The 15,202-nt window shown below is 58.4% G+C and carries 8 protein-coding genes; 1 reads left to right on the top strand and 7 read right to left on the bottom strand.

What is annotated here, in order from left to right; all coding sequences use genetic code 11:
• Positions 1-68: 68 nt before the first annotated feature.
• Positions 69-2,858, top strand: coding sequence for a c-type cytochrome domain-containing protein (locus DSM3645_RS13420; protein WP_002652740.1), 2,790 nt, complete (start codon positions 69-71; stop codon positions 2,856-2,858).
• A gap of 659 nt (positions 2,859-3,517) precedes the next feature.
• On the opposite strand, the gene DSM3645_RS13415 is transcribed toward DSM3645_RS13420, so the two are convergent.
• From DSM3645_RS13415 to DSM3645_RS13385, 7 genes are all read right to left on the bottom strand, one after another.
• A complete protein-coding gene (locus tag DSM3645_RS13415) occupies positions 3,518-4,939 on the bottom strand; it encodes a DUF1501 domain-containing protein (RefSeq protein WP_050769377.1) in 1,422 nt (473 codons plus the stop codon).
• A complete protein-coding gene (locus DSM3645_RS13410) occupies positions 4,936-7,200 on the bottom strand; it encodes a hypothetical protein (RefSeq protein WP_002652738.1) in 2,265 nt (754 codons plus the stop codon). The genes DSM3645_RS13415 and DSM3645_RS13410 overlap by 4 nt, the downstream gene beginning before the upstream one ends.
• Before the next feature lie 8 nt (positions 7,201-7,208).
• Complete coding sequence (locus DSM3645_RS13405; protein ID WP_002652737.1) at positions 7,209-9,458, bottom strand: DUF1549 domain-containing protein; 2,250 nt, start codon at positions 9,456-9,458, stop codon at positions 7,209-7,211.
• 409 nt (positions 9,459-9,867) lie between these two features.
• On the bottom strand, positions 9,868-11,229 hold the full coding sequence (locus tag DSM3645_RS13400) for a sulfatase (protein ID WP_050769376.1): 1,362 nt from the start codon (positions 11,227-11,229) through the stop codon (positions 9,868-9,870).
• 8 nt (positions 11,230-11,237) lie between these two features.
• Positions 11,238-11,690: a carboxypeptidase-like regulatory domain-containing protein gene (locus DSM3645_RS28275; RefSeq protein ID WP_002652735.1), complete on the bottom strand. Its 453-nt coding sequence runs from the start codon at positions 11,688-11,690 to the stop codon at positions 11,238-11,240.
• Positions 11,691-11,857: 167 nt separating this feature from the next.
• A complete protein-coding gene (locus DSM3645_RS13390; protein WP_002652734.1) occupies positions 11,858-12,895 on the bottom strand; it encodes a DUF1559 family PulG-like putative transporter in 1,038 nt (345 codons plus the stop codon).
• Positions 12,896-13,148: 253 nt separating this feature from the next.
• Entirely contained in the window at positions 13,149-15,083 is a 1,935-nt protein-coding gene (locus DSM3645_RS13385; RefSeq protein WP_002652733.1) for an FG-GAP repeat domain-containing protein, read from the bottom strand.
• Positions 15,084-15,202: the final 119 nt, after the last annotated feature.

Genomic DNA, 15,202 nt, shown 5'->3' with positions numbered 1-15,202 from the left:
ATTCGCTGAAACTTTCTACCGGCCTTCAATCGCCGGTCGTACGCGGTCCAACCTGCCAGGATCCAACTATGCGACTTTTCGCACTCTCGCTTGTTGCGGCGCTGACTTATGGTTCGATCGCCTCCGGCGATCCCATTCAGGTTGCCGAGGTCCAGCGCACGACGCCGGTTCAATTTGATCAAGAGATCCTGCCGATCTTGCGGCAAAGCTGTCTCGCATGTCATAGCGACAGTGAGCGAAACGGGGGCCTAGTGCTGGAAACCCCGCAGGCGATGCTCGCGGGAGGAGACTCCGGTCCTGCGCTGGTCGCCGGCAAAGGCGCCGAGAGTCTGCTGCTGAAACTGGCCGCCCATCAAGAAGAGTCGTTCATGCCGCCCCCGGACAACGACGTCAACGCGCCCGTCTTAAAGCCGCAAGAGTTGGGATTGATCCGTCTTTGGATCGACCAAGGCGCACGCGGTGGAGAAACAGCGACTCCGGCCGCGCCTTGGAAATGGGAGCCGTTGGCTGGGAGTCTCGGCCCGGCTTATGCCGTTGCGATAAAACCCGATGGTCGGCAGATCGCCGTCACGCTGGCCAATCAGTTGTATGTCTACGATGCGGCGTCGGGCCAACGACTCGCCCAACTGCAAGACTCCGCCCTCGATCCGGCGACGGCGCATCGCGATTTAAGCAAAACGCTGGCCTGGAGCAGTGATGGAACCTTGCTCGCTTCCGGCGGCTACCGAGAAGTCAAACTCTGGCGACAACCGCACGAGGCCCGCTTGGCGACGTTGCCGACCGGCAGCGCCGCAACCGCGATTGCAGTGAGTCCCGATCAAAAATGGCTGGCCATCGCCGCCGCAGATCATACGATCCAGCTTTGGAACGCCGCTACCGCCGAGCCGGGTCCGAAAATGACCGGGCATGACAAGCAAGTTACAGCACTCCGCTTCACAGCGGACGGCCAGCGACTCGTCTCGGCGTCGCTGGATGGAACAATCCGGATCTGGCTCCGCGAAGATGGAGCGGCGGTCGGAATGCTGCAGTCGCCGACCCCTGTGCATGCGCTGGAACTGGTCGCAACCGCAAAGCCATCCAACGAGCAGGCCAGCCCTCCGCAGTTGATCGTCACCGGCGGCGCCGACAAGCTGCTCCGCACTTGGAAGCTGCCCGAGACGCCGTCGCCAGAGTCAGCGTCTGACGCCGAACCTGCCGATGTCGCGACCAGTGAGATCGCTGCTCACGATGATACGATCACCGCGTTGGTCGCGGCGCCTGATCAACCGATGCAGGTTTATTCGGGAAGTCTGGACGGAAAAATTCGCCGCTGGAATCTAACGCCGATGAAGCAAATGGCGCAATGGGACCATGGCGCCCCCGTCCTAGATATCGATGTCCGCGCTGATGGAAAACGGCTCGCGTCGGTTAGTGAGAACCATACGGCGAAGCTATGGGACGCCAGCGGCAAGCAAATCGCCGAGTTGAAAGGGGACCTGCTGAAACAAAGGAACGCGGCCCGCTTGCAGCGTGATTTACAGGCGGCCCGTCAGCGCGTGACGATTCTCACACAAAGAGTCGCCGCGGCGGAACAAGACCTGACGACTCGCACCGAAGCGCAGAAAACGACAGACGAAGACCTGCAAGCCGCCAACGAAGAAGTCGCCAAGAAGAAGCTGGCGCTTGATCAGGCGCAGCCGGAAACGCCAACCGACAAAGATGCTGCAACGGACAAAGCGGCGCCGGCTGACAACGCAGAGAAAGTCGACCACCAGCAAGCCTATCGTGACGCCGAAATGGCCCAGAAACTCGCGCAGCAAAAGCAAACCGCGGCGATCACGGCCACCCAAGCGACTCAGAAACTTCTCGCCGATGCGAAACAGTCGGTCGCCGCGGCCGAGACGAACGTCCAACAATTGCAAGCGCGTCTCGACGCCGCCAACCAACAGGCCGCCGCGTCAGAACGCCCGCTTCGTTCGGTGCGTTTCGCTCCGGAAGGTAAAACGGTCGTTACCGCCGGCGACTTTCCCAGCGTACAAACATGGGATGCCGAAACCGGCGTTCCCATCGAAGCGTTCACCGAACAGGCGGCGGCGCTTTACCCGTTGGAGTTCTTGGATAACCAGCGTCTGATCTCCGCCGCCGGCGATGCGGAGGCAGTTATTTGGAACCTGAACCCGCAGTGGCGCTTGCTACGAACTATCGGTTCGACGGAACAGGCCGATTTAATCTCTCATCGCGTCACTTCGCTCGACTTCAATTCAGACGTTTCTCTGCTGCTCGTCGGCAGCGGCGCTCCGTCACGCAGCGGTGAGTTAGGGCTGTTCCGCGTCGCGGATGGAACCCAACTGCATCATCTGCCGAAGGCCCATACGGATGTGGTCTACGCGGCGAAATTCTCTCCCGATGGAACACAGTTCCTCTCGGCCGGCGCCGATAAGTACCTCCGAATTTGGGACGTGAAGACCGAAAAACTGCTGCGGCAATTTGAAGGACACACCGACTACGCACTGGGAGTCGCCTGGAAAGGGGACGCTCAGACGATCGCTTCCGCATCGGCGGATCAGACGCTCAAAGTCTGGAATGTGGAGTCGACCGACCAGCAGCGTACGATCACCGGCTACGGCAAAGACATCACCGCGCTGAAGTACGTAGGCGAAACCGATCAGGTGATTTCCAGTTGCGGCGACGGAACCGTTCGACTGCAGACTAGCGCTAACGGCAAGACCATTCGCAACTTCGCCGCCGGCATCTGGTTGCACTGCGTCGATGTGACGGCCGACGGCACGTTGGTCGTCGCCTGCAGTGACGATGGACGCTTGTTCGTCTGGGATGGCGCTAGCGGCAAGCAACTCCACGCGATCACCGTCGGGCAATAATTGGTCTGCGGTAAGCGATCCGGCTGCTCCCCCAAAATCCGCCGCACAACGTTAGCCACGGTTTTGCGTCCTCCAATTTTCGGGCGCCATGCTCTTACGGCGTCTTCGCCGAAAGAGCATGGCGCCAAAGCCGAAAGTTGCCGTGTGACGAAGCACTAGCCCGCTGCGGCGAAAGATTGTCGCTTGCTTGCCTGCTCGATATTCTCCGATAATACCCCCTTCGGTCTGGATGTCTGATCTTTCGTCTTGGGGATTCGCTTTTGGCGATCTCCGCTTTGGGGCCGCGGGGGAAAAGCAGGTTCTGATGCGTCTAGACGCACCTTGTCTAATTCGCCCAGACTTCTGTTGGGGCTGCATTCAAAAAAAACGGACAGCGGTCCGGTCCAACTTGTTAAACCGTAGCTCAGGGCCTGTTTGGCACAGCGACAAAGCGCCCAAACCACCACATGGGCAAACTGGGTAATTTGATGAGAGAAATTTTCGCAGTCCGGTCCGGTCCAATCTCGGCGGGAATATCGGATGCGTGACGATCTACAAAAAAAAGAGAACAGTCCGGTCCAACCTGATGGCCCTTTCGTCGGGCCTCGGCTTGCACACTCGGGCTACGGTTGGATTGGTTCAACGCACTGGAGAGAAAAAACGATGCGGTCCGGACCACCCTAGGAGATCAGTTCTGGAATCGGTTCGCCGTGATCGACGATCGGCGTGGGACGACCGTTGAGGTCTTTGATAAAGACCTTCCTGCCATCGATCCCGAGGTGGTGATAGATCGTTGCGAGAAAGTCGCCGGGTTTACAGATGCGGTCGATCGAATCTTCCCCTTTGGAGTCGGTCGCACCAATGAAACGTCCGGTCTCGATCCCGCCGCCGGCCCAGATGTTCGAGAACGCTCGGGGCCAATGGTCTCGCCCTGGCTGTTTGGTTCCGGCCGCGGCGCTGGCGTTACCGGCGCCGGTGCTGGGCTGATAATTGACTTTCGGAGTTCGTCCAAATTCGCCGGTTACCACCACCAACACGCGTTCACTCAGTCCACGCTCATGAACATCTTCGATCAATGCCGAGACCGCCTGATCGTAGGCTTGAGCGCGAAATCGCATCGCGTCAAAAACGTGATGGTTGACGGCATGATCATCCCAGTTGTTCACGCGTCCACACAAGGGACCATGCAGACTGGTCGTCAGGATCTCGACGCCGGCTTCGACCAACCGACGCGCCAGCAGCAATTGCTGCCCCCATGCGTTGCGTCCATATCGATCGCGCGTCTTTTCGTCCTCTTGGCTCAGGTCGAAGGCGATTTTTGTTTTGGGATTGGTCAACAAGGTCATCGCCTGCATCTCGAACTCGTCGAGCGCCTGCAGTTCGCCTGCTTTGTCGAAGGCTCGCTCCAGCGTGTCCAATTTTTGACGCAGACTGGCGCGGCGCTCCAGACGCGTCAGTTCGCGCGGATCCGACACACCGATATTGGGGACCGAAAAGCTGGGGTTGTTGGGATCGCCGGTCACGGCGAAGGGAGAGTAAGCGTCTCCCAGGTAAGCAGGACCGGTGTAGTTGGTCGGCGGATTCACGCCGGCGTACAACGGCAGCGGATTGGTGCGTGGGCCGTCTTGCGATCGCAGATAATTGGCGACCGACATCCAATCAGGCAAGCGCGGAGCCGGTTTATCGCGGGTATCGGAGTCTCCCGACAGCAGTTGCATCGATCCGGCCGGATGTCCACCGGCGTTCTGACGCATCGAGCGCAGCACGGTGAACTTGTCGGCGATGGCGGCCTGCTTCGGCAGCAATTCGGTAAAGTGCATGCCGGGCACTTTGGTCGGAATCGCGCTGAACGGACCGCGATACTCAAGCGGCGCATTCGGCTTCGGATCGTAGGTATCCAGATGAGAACAACCGCCTGGCTGCCAGACCATGATGACTGCGCTCTTTTGCTTCGAGCTTTCGATCGTGGGACTTTCGGCCCGCAATCGCATCACGCCGGGCAAGCTGAGCGAAGCGAAGCCGGCCAGCCCCATTCGCATGAAGCCGCGGCGGGAGACCGGTCCAGGACAGTAGGCCGACGCTGCGTTGAATGGGTGAGTCATTTCTGGGTTACCTCTACCGCGGGAACGACGCGGATTTCGATTGGCTTGGAGACAACGATGTCGACAATATCCTTGGGCGCCCCTTTTTTCGTGGCGGCCTGCAATTCTTTTTCGGCGGCCGCGACAGCCGCAGTCGCCGCTTTTTGGCGCGCGGCGGCCTCTTTGGCGGCTGCCTCCGCCGCTTGTTTCTCTTCGTCCGTTGTCGGCTCGTCCGTTGTCAAAGGCTTCGCCGCTTCGGCCGCTTCCTTTTGGGCGAGTTGCAACGCGACTTCGGCGACCGCAACCGCGTTGGGGTGTTCGCTGTACTTGGCCACGGCGCTGCCGTAGAAAGCAATGGTATACGTTCCCGGCGCCGGCTTGAGCTTGGCGAGATCGAGAGTCGCCTCGGAGGAATCTTCCGTCAATTTCAAATCGAACGCCGCGTTCCCTTCAAAGCCATGACCAAAGGTCTTCAGGCTCATGCTCGGTCCCGAAAATTCGCAGCGGCGCGTGTGCACCAGCGGAATCGTCAGCGTCTGACCCGCCGTCACTTCCCAAACTTGATCCTGAGCGGCGGCGATCGAAAGCGGCGCTACTTCGGCGCCGCCGACCGACACCGGAAAGTCAGCCAACAAGCGCGGGCTGGGAATCTCGCTCCAAGCATTCGTCACAGGCCAAGCCATCGAAGCCATACTTCCATTTCGCGTCACGGCAACGCCGTTGATCTCGGCTTTGCCGACAAAGTTGGCGCTCGTCAGACCGCGGGGAGCATTTTCTTCAGCGGTGAATAGAAGGATACCGCGCGACTTGCCGGCCGGAATTGTCAGCCCGCTGGCCGATACGCCGGGGGGTAGATTGTCGACCGCGAGTTCAATCGGTCCGGCGAAACCATCCCGGCGAATCGCGATCACTTCCATCGCCATGGTCGCGCCGCCGCGCAGCGCGATTGGTTTCGAGAGCGCGTTGCGGTCGCCGTTGCGAAGATTCATGTGCAGCGCCCAGCCCACGACGGCAAAGTCAGGTTGCGCCTGACGAATAATCAGGCGATAGACATTGCGAGGATCGTTGCGAGTTCCGCCGAACAGATCGGTTAGCTGCAGACGGTAGACGCCGTCCTCGGGGATATCCACTTTGCCATTGATGTCGGCTGAACCGGCGTTGTAGCAAGGACCATCGTAGCTATAGCCGTTGCTGGAAACCTTGATGGGACTCGGGATATCGGTCAGTTCGACCACGTCGACCAGCGCCGCTTCGTCTCCCGTTCCCTGCACACGCTGAACGACTATCGACGGATCGGTCGGAAGGCCGAGTCGCTCCGAAGCGACTTCGACCCACCACACGTCCCCTTTTTTGGCGGTGAACTCAAACGCGTCGACATCGGCGGCCGGATAAAAGCTGCCGCTAATGTCGCATGGCAGCGTGATTTGCTGCACTTGCTCGGCGGTATTGTTCGGTTCCTGCTCACTGGCGATCTGGTCATCGTTCCAATTGGCAGGCGGCCACGAGAAAGCGTTGACGTTTCGCGTTGCAGCGAACTGCGGCGCGACGGCCTCGGCCGGAATCTGTTGTACGGCAAGACGGTAGAAGTGATACGGCCCGCCGCTGAACGTCAAATCATGGACTTTAATCACGTACTGACCATCGGCCTCAGGCATGAAATCGATCGCACCGCCGCGACGTTCGACCCGCAAGTCGTTTCCCTGTTCGTCGGCGACAATGAGGACCGGCTTCAGCTTCGAGTCGATTCCCTGCGCGGCGCAGCTGATAATCAGACGCTCACCCTGCTTCGCGGCGACGGTGTAAAAATCGACCGCTTTGGAAGTCATTTTACCGTTGCAGACCGAGTTCACCTCCAGCGGCATCGCCGTCTCCAACTGCGTGTTCGGAGTCGTCGAACTGGTTTCTTTCAAAGCGCCGACGCTAAACACGCGCGAGGAAGAAATACCAAGCCGCGTCATGATGCGAGCTTCATGGATCCCCTCTGGACAATCGGGAGCGATCGTCACCGCGTACTGATTGGCGAGCGGAGTTCCGTCGGCAGCGAGCTTTTGCGTCGCTTGAATTTTGGGATGAGAAAAACGGAGCTCGTCGAGATCCTCGAGATGCTCTCCCGTGATCGTCACATCGACGGTGGTTCCCGCTTTTCCGCCCATCGGCATCGTCGTCAGCAAGCGGGGAGCCGGCAAACAGACGGACTGCGCCGCCAAAACCGACGGCCATGCCGCGGCGGCCAGCAACAGCAGGAGCAGGCGGGGGACGACGGTCCAATGATTGTCGCTCATCGCATCCTCTAGTGGTTAAACAGGAACTCTTTGGAATTCATGATCGCCCAAATTAGGTCCTGAAAGTTCTGACGGGCGGCTTGATCGGCGCCGAGCGGGTTTCCGGCGGCGTCAGTCGGAATTTGCTGGAGATAGTCGAGTGCGATTTCCATTTCGTTCGGATCCGGTTCGCGCGAGAACGCGACCAAATAGATCTCGCGGATCTTTTCTTCCGGCGGAACGTCGGCACTGACCAAGGTCGCGGCGCGTCCCTGGGCCGCGCTGAGCTTTGTTTTGATTTCGGCCGAATTGATCAAGTGCAGACTTTGGGCCAAGCTGGAAGACTGGACTCGTTCGCATTCGCAGACGCTCGAATTGTCGGGACGGCCGAACACGCGCAGGAATAGCGACGAATTGTTGTAGCTGTTGTCAGGCAAGCCTACAGCTCGCGTTCCCGGCGGCAGGTTCGCGAAGTTGGTCGGCGACGCTGTCAAGTCATTCACGGCGTCCAGCATCACTTCGGCCTGCATCCGGCGTGGATAGTAGCGCGAGTAGTTTTGCTCGTCGACCAGGTTGTACTCGTTCGGCAGGGCGCTCAATTGGTACGCCTTCGATTGCGTGATCACGCGCACCAACGCTTTGAGGTCATAACCGCTCTCGATAAAGTGCGCTTCCAACGCGGCCAACAGTTCTGGGTTCGAGGGAGGATTGGTGTCTCGAATATCATCTTCCGGTTCGATCAATCCCCGCTTGAAGAAATGTTTCCAGTACCGATTCACCAGCGCCTTGGCGAAGAACGGATTGTCAGGCTTCGCAAGCCAATCCGCCAAACGCAGACGGGGATCGCGGTCGGCGGGGATCGCGCCGACGTCATCTCCCAGGGCAGCCGGTTTGAGGGCGACGCCGGTTTTGACGTTGGTCGCCGCGGCGATTCCGCGCTTATGAAAAATCAAATCCTCGCCGCGCGTGTCAGACGGCTTTCGCCCAATCTGACTGAAGAATGCCGACAGACTGTAGTAGTCATCTTGGCTCCAGCGTTCGAACGGATGGTGATGACACTGGGCGCATTGCAGACGAACGCCCAAGAATAACTGGGCGACATCTTCCAACTGTTCCTTGGGTTCCTTCACGCGCTTGTACCAAGCAACCGGAGGATTCGCGACCACCGTGCCGGTCGCCGCCAACAACTGCCGAACCATCTGATCGTAAGGGAGATTCTCTAGCAGACTATCGCGAATCCACGCATGGAAGGCGAAGTTCGAGGTAATGTCGCTCGCGTCGTCACGTCGGTTTTTTAACAACGACGTCCACTTGTTGGCGAAAAAGTCGGCATAGCCGGGGCTGCGCAGTAGCCGGTCAATCAGTTGATCTCGTTTGTTCGGCTCGGTGCTGGCCAGAAACGCTTTCGCTTCTTCCGCCGTCGGCAAACGTCCGGCGAGATCGAGCGAAATACGACGCATAAACGTCGCGTCGTCACAGACCGGGGAAGGGGGGATGCCGATCTCGGTAAGGTTGGCGAAAACCAACTCGTCGACAAAGTTTTTGGGCGCCGGCAAATCGCCGACCGACGCTCCTAACGGAACCGCCGCCGTAAAGACAGCCGACTTGTCCTGGTAACGCAGCATGATCGCGACGCGCCCGGGGATGTCATGAATCTTGACGAGCCCATCCGCGGAAACCTCGGCCATCGCTTCTGAATTGGATTCGAAGAGCGCGAAACTGGTGACGTCTCGCTGGCTGCCGTCAGAAAACGTCGCGATTGCTTTTAGCTGTTGTTGCTGCCCCATGTTGATCAAGCTGCGATCCGACTGAACCTCAATCGATTGCAGGTCAGGATCGGCTTCTGGTCGGTAAGCGGCTCCTTGGCTAATCCAGCGACGAATCAGCTCGTAACCTTCCGAGTCCTTCGGCAAGCGAACTCCGCCGCCATGCGGCGTTTCGGCCGCTGCTTTTAACAACAGCAGGCTTTCCTTAGGAACAGGAGGAAACAGACGTCGCCCGCGACTTTCACGCACAATACTTTCATAATCTTCCGCCGCTTCAAACCCAAGCAGAGAGAGTTGGAACCCGTTTTGACCGCCGCCTGCTTTGGCGTGACAAGTTCCCATGTTGCAGCCCGCTTTGGTCAACACGGGGACGACGTCGTTTACAAAGCTCACCTTCTCAGGCGTCGTTTCCGCCGCCGAGACCATCGGGCTGATTAGCAATGCGAACGCCGCGCCTAAAACGCCGCAGCGCCACTTGCCCCAGATCGAATGGCGAGTAGGGAGGACCATCATGGTTCGCACTATAGGTTGCAGGAGGGACTCATTACGAAGGAGTTCGCAACGAGTAGCGGTATGGCAAGGTGGGGCTTGAAGTTTACCAGTTCGCAAAATTGTCGTCTAGAAAATATTCATGCAACCTGCCGCTGCATTCATGCAACCTAGTCACTTTCGATTGCACGTGGAATCTTTTTTTGCAGCACTTCGCTCAATTCGGGCGTTTATGTGCGCAAGCTGGCTCTTTTGTCGCGCGAAATTGGTAGAGCAGTGAGCCAGCTTATCTGTTAGAGAGTCACAACCCTCGCGACAGAGGTTGCGCCATTTAGCCAAACCGCGTCCCGTTGGCCCCGATAGCGGAGCTATCGGGGCCAACCAGGCCAATCGTGAAGAGATGACGAGATCGCAAGCGTCGGTTCGCCAATTTTCAGGGATGCGTCGGCATTTGGGCGCCGACTTTGGTTCGCCATTGGGCCAACATCTTGCGCAGTTCCGTCGCTTGTTGCGGCATTTCATTGGCCAGATCACGTTGCTCGCCGGGGTCGGAACTCAAGTCGTAAAGTTGGGCGCGGCCGGTTTCCAAGTGTTCGACCAGTTTCCAACGTCCTTGACGCATGGCGCTGCAGGGCCGGGTCGATCCCCAATAATGCGGGAAGTGCCAATAGAGCGCGTCGCGGTCGAGCTCGCTCTGTTCTCCTGTCAGTAAGCCGGCGATGCTGTGGCCGTCGAGCTTGTTGTCCCGATACGACCGCTCGGCAAAATCAAGAAAGGTCGGAAAGAGATCGTGACTGATGACCGGCACGCTGCAAGTGGTGTTTGGTTTCACCACGCCGGGATAACGGACGATCAGCGGGACGCGCACGCCCCCTTCGTACAACGATCCCTTGGATCCGCGCAGCGGCGCCATCGACGTGATCCGCTCGCCGCCGTTGTCAGACATAAAGACAAACAGCGTGTTGTCAGCTAGGTTCAATTCGTCGAGCGTCGCCATCAGTCGACCGACCGAGTTGTCCACGGTTTCCATCATCGCCGCGTAAATCGCTGGGCGCTCTTCAAGTCCACGCTCGCGATACTTGGCGATCAACGACTCTGGCGCAAAGTATCGCCCATGCACCGACCAGTGAGAAAGGTAAAGGAAGAAGGGACGCTCGCGATTCTCTCGGACAAAATCGATCGCTTCGTCGGTCAGCCGATCTGGCAGATAATCGCCGGGGTTACCGGGAAGCGGTCCGGCATAGGGCCACTTCTGCTGATCCACAAACGGATAAAAGTAGTTGAAGATCCCATGATGCTCGCTCAACACCACACGATCGAAACCGCGGTTCTGCGGTCGATACTCGGGGCCATGCTCTTCGCCCAGATGCCATTTTCCGATCATGGCGCACTGGTACCCGTCGGCATGCAGTTCCTGGGCAATCGTCTTTTCGTCGAGCGGCAGCACATGATTGAAGCCCGGCGGAATCAACTTACCCGCCGGCAATTGACGCCCGATCTGGGGAATGAAGTTGGTCAGATGAAGTCGCGCCGGATGCTTGCCGGTCATCAAACTGGCCCGCGTAGGCGAGCAGACTGGCGCGGCGTAAGCATCTGTAAACCGCATCCCTTGATTCGCCAGGCGATCGATATGCGGCGTTGAAAAGTTGGTCGCGCCGTAGCAACCGGCGTCTTTGCAGCCCATATCGTCGATCAGGATGAAGACGATGTTTGGCTTGGTCGGCGCCGCATCACTATGTAGTGCGCCGCTAGCCAGCAAGACCAGGATTGCCGCAATGCATTGGCGATAATTCATGGAAGGACTCATTCCGAAAGTTGGAGCGTTCTTTCGACCGGAAGATCGGTGATAGTTAGTCGCAGGTCGGTTGTTTCCGACTTCGTATATTTCTCTGGCACCAACGCTTTGCGTTTATTTGGGCGTGAAGCGGACTGCGCCAACGCGGCGTCTTCCTCGGGTGAAGTAGGATCAGGGGGCAAATCGGCCTCCGGCTCGTACTTGGTGACAGTAACGGTGTAATCGCCTGCCGGGACGCCGTTGTAGCGTCCTTGCGTTTGCACGACCGCTTTTCCGGAAGCGTCGGTTCGCCCCACGCCAACCCAATTGCCCTGAGACGGGATTAGCGTGACCGTCGCTTCACTGACCGGCGCCTGCTTGTATTGAATCTGCAGAGTGCACGCCGTAAGCGGCGGCAAGTTTTCGGGCAGTGCGGGACCGCGGTTGCACCCGAGCGTGAGACTAGCGAGCAAAAGCGTCATTGCAACGGCGGATATCCGACTACTTCGCGCGACCATACGTAACTCCTGCATTGACTGGGGCATCACGACAATTCCGATGATTCATATCAGGGAGGCTGAATAACGTGAACTTAAATGGATCAACGCGTCGAGGTTTCCCGTGCAAATAAGGAACACGTCACGAAGAATTAGGGAAGCGAGACGGCCTCGCCGCCCGCCTTGGTGCCGAGCGCGCCCCAAACGCCAAACGGAGTCGAACCGCTTTGGCTGGTCGTCGGGATTGTGGCGGCGATCGAGCCAGAGTCGATGGTTTCGGCGACAAAACGGGACGAGCCGTCCGACATCAACACGTTACAGCCGCCGGGATGCCGACTACTGGCCGAGTAGACGCCGAATTGCGATCCGGTGCTGGCCGACCAGCCGCTGGTTGTTGAACAGCTTGGCGAGTTGGGGGGCAGGATGGTCTGAACCGCCGTAAACGCGACGAACGCATCATGCCAACGCCAGCCGCGGGCTGCCAAAAAGCTGGAGCCTGCGTATTGCTTCGTCGTGTTGTCGTACGACGCGGTGCACTCTGACAAGGTGAACGATCCGTTCAGATTGGTGATATCGCCAAAGTCGCCGTGATTCGCGGGCCGAACATATTCGGCGCTGGCGATGGTATTGCTTGTGCCGTCGGCGATGTCGGCGATGCGGGTCCACGACAGATTGGTGAAAACGCCGCGTGAAACGCGATAGGTTCCAGTATGGTCTTGATTGATCCGATTATCGCCGACGCACAAACCGTAGTTCAGCTTGCCGCTAGTGCCGGCCAACGCGCCGTCATTGATGTCACTGGGACAGATCAACATCGAAAGCTCGTAGTCTCCCACAGGGTGGCTGTAAGAGGCGGTCGTCACCGGCCCCATTGTAATATCGAAGATCGCTTGTTGTTCTAAAAACGCCGACATCCGCGGGAACGGCCCCAGCCGCAGAATCAAACCGGTCCCGGTCGACGTTCCATATTCGGGACCTCCTTTCAGCGTCGGAAATGCGCCAAACGTATCGTGATAGTTGTGCAGCGCCAGGCCGAGCTGCTTTAAATTGTTCGAGCATTGCATGCGTCGCGCCGCTTCGCGCGCCACTTGCACCGCCGGCAGCAGCAGCGCGACTAACACGCCGATGATCGCAATTACGACCAGCAACTCTACCAACGTAAATCCGCGATTCAAACTTTTGGTTTTCATGAAAATACTCTCCTAACGGGGAATAGATGAGAACAGGAGAAGATCGACCTCGAGAAAAGTTGCGCTGCGGGGAAGCCTGACGGACTTTCTGGCGGCGCTAGTCAAACGGCGGAACGTATTGTTGATTCGCGTGTCGTTGACGACTTCGCGATATTCGACAGTGACGCCAACTCACGCCGCAGTGACAGGAATTCAGGATCATCGGATGCTCGCGCCATCCAACGGACGGCGCAAACACGAGGAGGACTACGAGTTATTTCGTCGAGGCCGGAGCCTCGTTGTTCTTTAGATAGTAAAAATGACCATCTTCAGCGCCGATCAACAGATCGGGACGCGCGTCTTGATCCCAGTTGACGATGGTCGGGCTCGTCGTGTGTCCGGCCAAGCGATGCTCGTGAACCTGACCGCGATTCTCAAACGCCCAGGGGAGCTTCTCGGTCGAGACATTGCGGAAAAAGTCGACGTTGCGGCTGTTGATCAACAGGTCCAAGCGTCCATCGCCATCCCAATCCGCAAAGCAAAGCTTGCGGCGTCCGCTTCCGCCTGCGTTCTTTTCGTTGAGGCGTAACGGCTCTCCATTGGGTTGGGTAAAGATCCGTTTGCCAGGCGACAGGGTGAGCGTTTCGCCCTGTTTCCGTCGCTCGAACAGCGCCAAGTAGCCTTCGTGATCCAAGCAGACCAGATCGTTCAAACCATCTTGATTCAGATCGATCACGACCGGCGTGGTTCGCCACTGGGTGACGAGTTCTTTACCCTTGGGATTCCACCAGTTCCAGGCCGGCTTGGGAGGCGCGCCGGGCCACTGCACTTCGATCGGTTGCGCGGCGGCAAGCTTCGCCGGCGTGCCGCCGAGATTGCGATACCACTCGATCTTGCCCCAGATCGAGTTGACGATCAGATCCAACCGGCCGTCATGATCCCAGTCGGCGACGTTGAGCGTGGTATATCCCCACTTCGCTTCGGCAGGGCCTTGGATCGAACCATTCTCGCCGGCTTGAACGCGAATCGGCTGGCCATCGACTTCTAGCTTGCGAGGAGCCGCCCACTTCGGAGGATTGCCGCCGTCGATGTTTTCGATAAACGCGATGTAGCCTGCCGAGTTGCCGGCGATCAGATCTTCATCGCCATCGTTATCCCAGTCGACGCTGAACGGCGTGACCAGCGCGCCAAACTTCAAGCGATCGGCTTGCTGTTGGAAGTATTGCGGCTGCCGAAACTGCGGCGCGCCGTCGACGATCTTGCCGGTATGTTCGACCAGCGCGACGCGACCATCTTCATCACCGACAATGAGATCGACATCGCCGTCCGCATCCCAATCAATCGCCGTCGGCGTGATCATTTGCAGATCCATTTTTAACGGCTGACCGTTGACGGTAAGCTTGCGACCTGCGGCGAAATGCGGCTCGCTGCGCGTCCCGGCGTTTTCAAAGTAAGTGAAGCCGTCCAGGAACTCGCCGCACAACAGATCAAGATCGCCGTCCCCGTCAAAGTCGGCCAGATTGGGCGTCGGCATGCCAAAGACGTCGACCGGCGCCCCAGCCGCTTCTAACTGCACCGGCTCTTGGTACTTGGGCTTATCCGTCGTCCCTTGGTTGCGGATCCAGTAAACGTAGCCATGCAGCGGTCCACGCGTCCATTCTCCCTGGGCATTGAATGCATCATCCCAACCGTAGTCGCTCCAATCTCCGACGCCGACGATCAAATCCTGCACGCCGTCCGCGTCATAGTCGGCGTAGCGCCATTGATTGGCCCGCACTTTGTTTTTGTAGATGTTTGATTTTGGATAGATGCTGGCTTTCTGCGTGAGTCGCTTTTCCCGGATGTCTCGCCACTCGGTCGCCGGTGATAAGACTCGCGGTACGCCGTCTACGTAGGAGACTTGCAGGGAGTGCATTCCATGACCGATTTTTACGGGCGGTTTAAAAACCGGCAGCTTCGGATCGCCGCCGGGGTTCTCAAACAGATACGATCCGTTGAACGGAACGTCAGGACACGAAACGACAAGATCCAAGTCGCCATCTCCATCCCAATCCATCGGCAACGGCCAAGCCCATAATCCGACTCCCAAGTCAACGCTCAACTCAGAGTCGCCGTACAGCACCGGCTGCAGCGGCTCTTCCGCTTTCAGATGCAGCGTAGCGAGTAGCACCAAACAGGCGGACAAAACGCGGGGGGGCGTAATCTTCATCGTCAGTCGAAACTCCGACAGAGCTAGAAAGCGTTGGGGGGAACGAGTAGGAAAGCGAGAAGTTCGTACGTGGTGATTCGAGGAACGAGCGTAAGACGGCGATGCTTACGAAACGCGAC

The sequence above is a fragment of the Blastopirellula marina DSM 3645 genome (genome assembly GCF_000153105.1).
In the GTDB taxonomy this organism is placed as follows: domain Bacteria; phylum Planctomycetota; class Planctomycetia; order Pirellulales; family Pirellulaceae; genus Blastopirellula; species Blastopirellula marina.
The sequence above is the reverse complement of the archived record's forward strand: the minus strand, read 5'-3'. Positions and strand labels throughout refer to the sequence as shown.

Excerpts from the sequence above, each read along its gene's own strand:
- DSM3645_RS13405 (WP_002652737.1), bottom strand. The coding sequence starts at position 9,458 with ATGATGGTCCTCCCTACTCGCCATTCGATCTGGGGCAAGTGGCGCTGC.
- DSM3645_RS13385 (WP_002652733.1), bottom strand. The coding sequence starts at position 15,083 with ATGAAGATTACGCCCCCCCGCGTTTTGTCCGCCTGTTTGGTGCTACTC.
- DSM3645_RS13410 (WP_002652738.1), bottom strand. The coding sequence starts at position 7,200 with ATGAGCGACAATCATTGGACCGTCGTCCCCCGCCTGCTCCTGCTGTTG.
- DSM3645_RS13420 (WP_002652740.1), top strand. The coding sequence starts at position 69 with ATGCGACTTTTCGCACTCTCGCTTGTTGCGGCGCTGACTTATGGTTCG.
- DSM3645_RS13415 (WP_050769377.1), bottom strand. The coding sequence starts at position 4,939 with ATGACTCACCCATTCAACGCAGCGTCGGCCTACTGTCCTGGACCGGTC.
- DSM3645_RS13390 (WP_002652734.1), bottom strand. The coding sequence starts at position 12,895 with ATGAAAACCAAAAGTTTGAATCGCGGATTTACGTTGGTAGAGTTGCTG.
- DSM3645_RS13400 (WP_050769376.1), bottom strand. The coding sequence starts at position 11,229 with ATGAATTATCGCCAATGCATTGCGGCAATCCTGGTCTTGCTGGCTAGC.
- DSM3645_RS28275 (WP_002652735.1), bottom strand. The coding sequence starts at position 11,690 with ATGACGCTTTTGCTCGCTAGTCTCACGCTCGGGTGCAACCGCGGTCCC.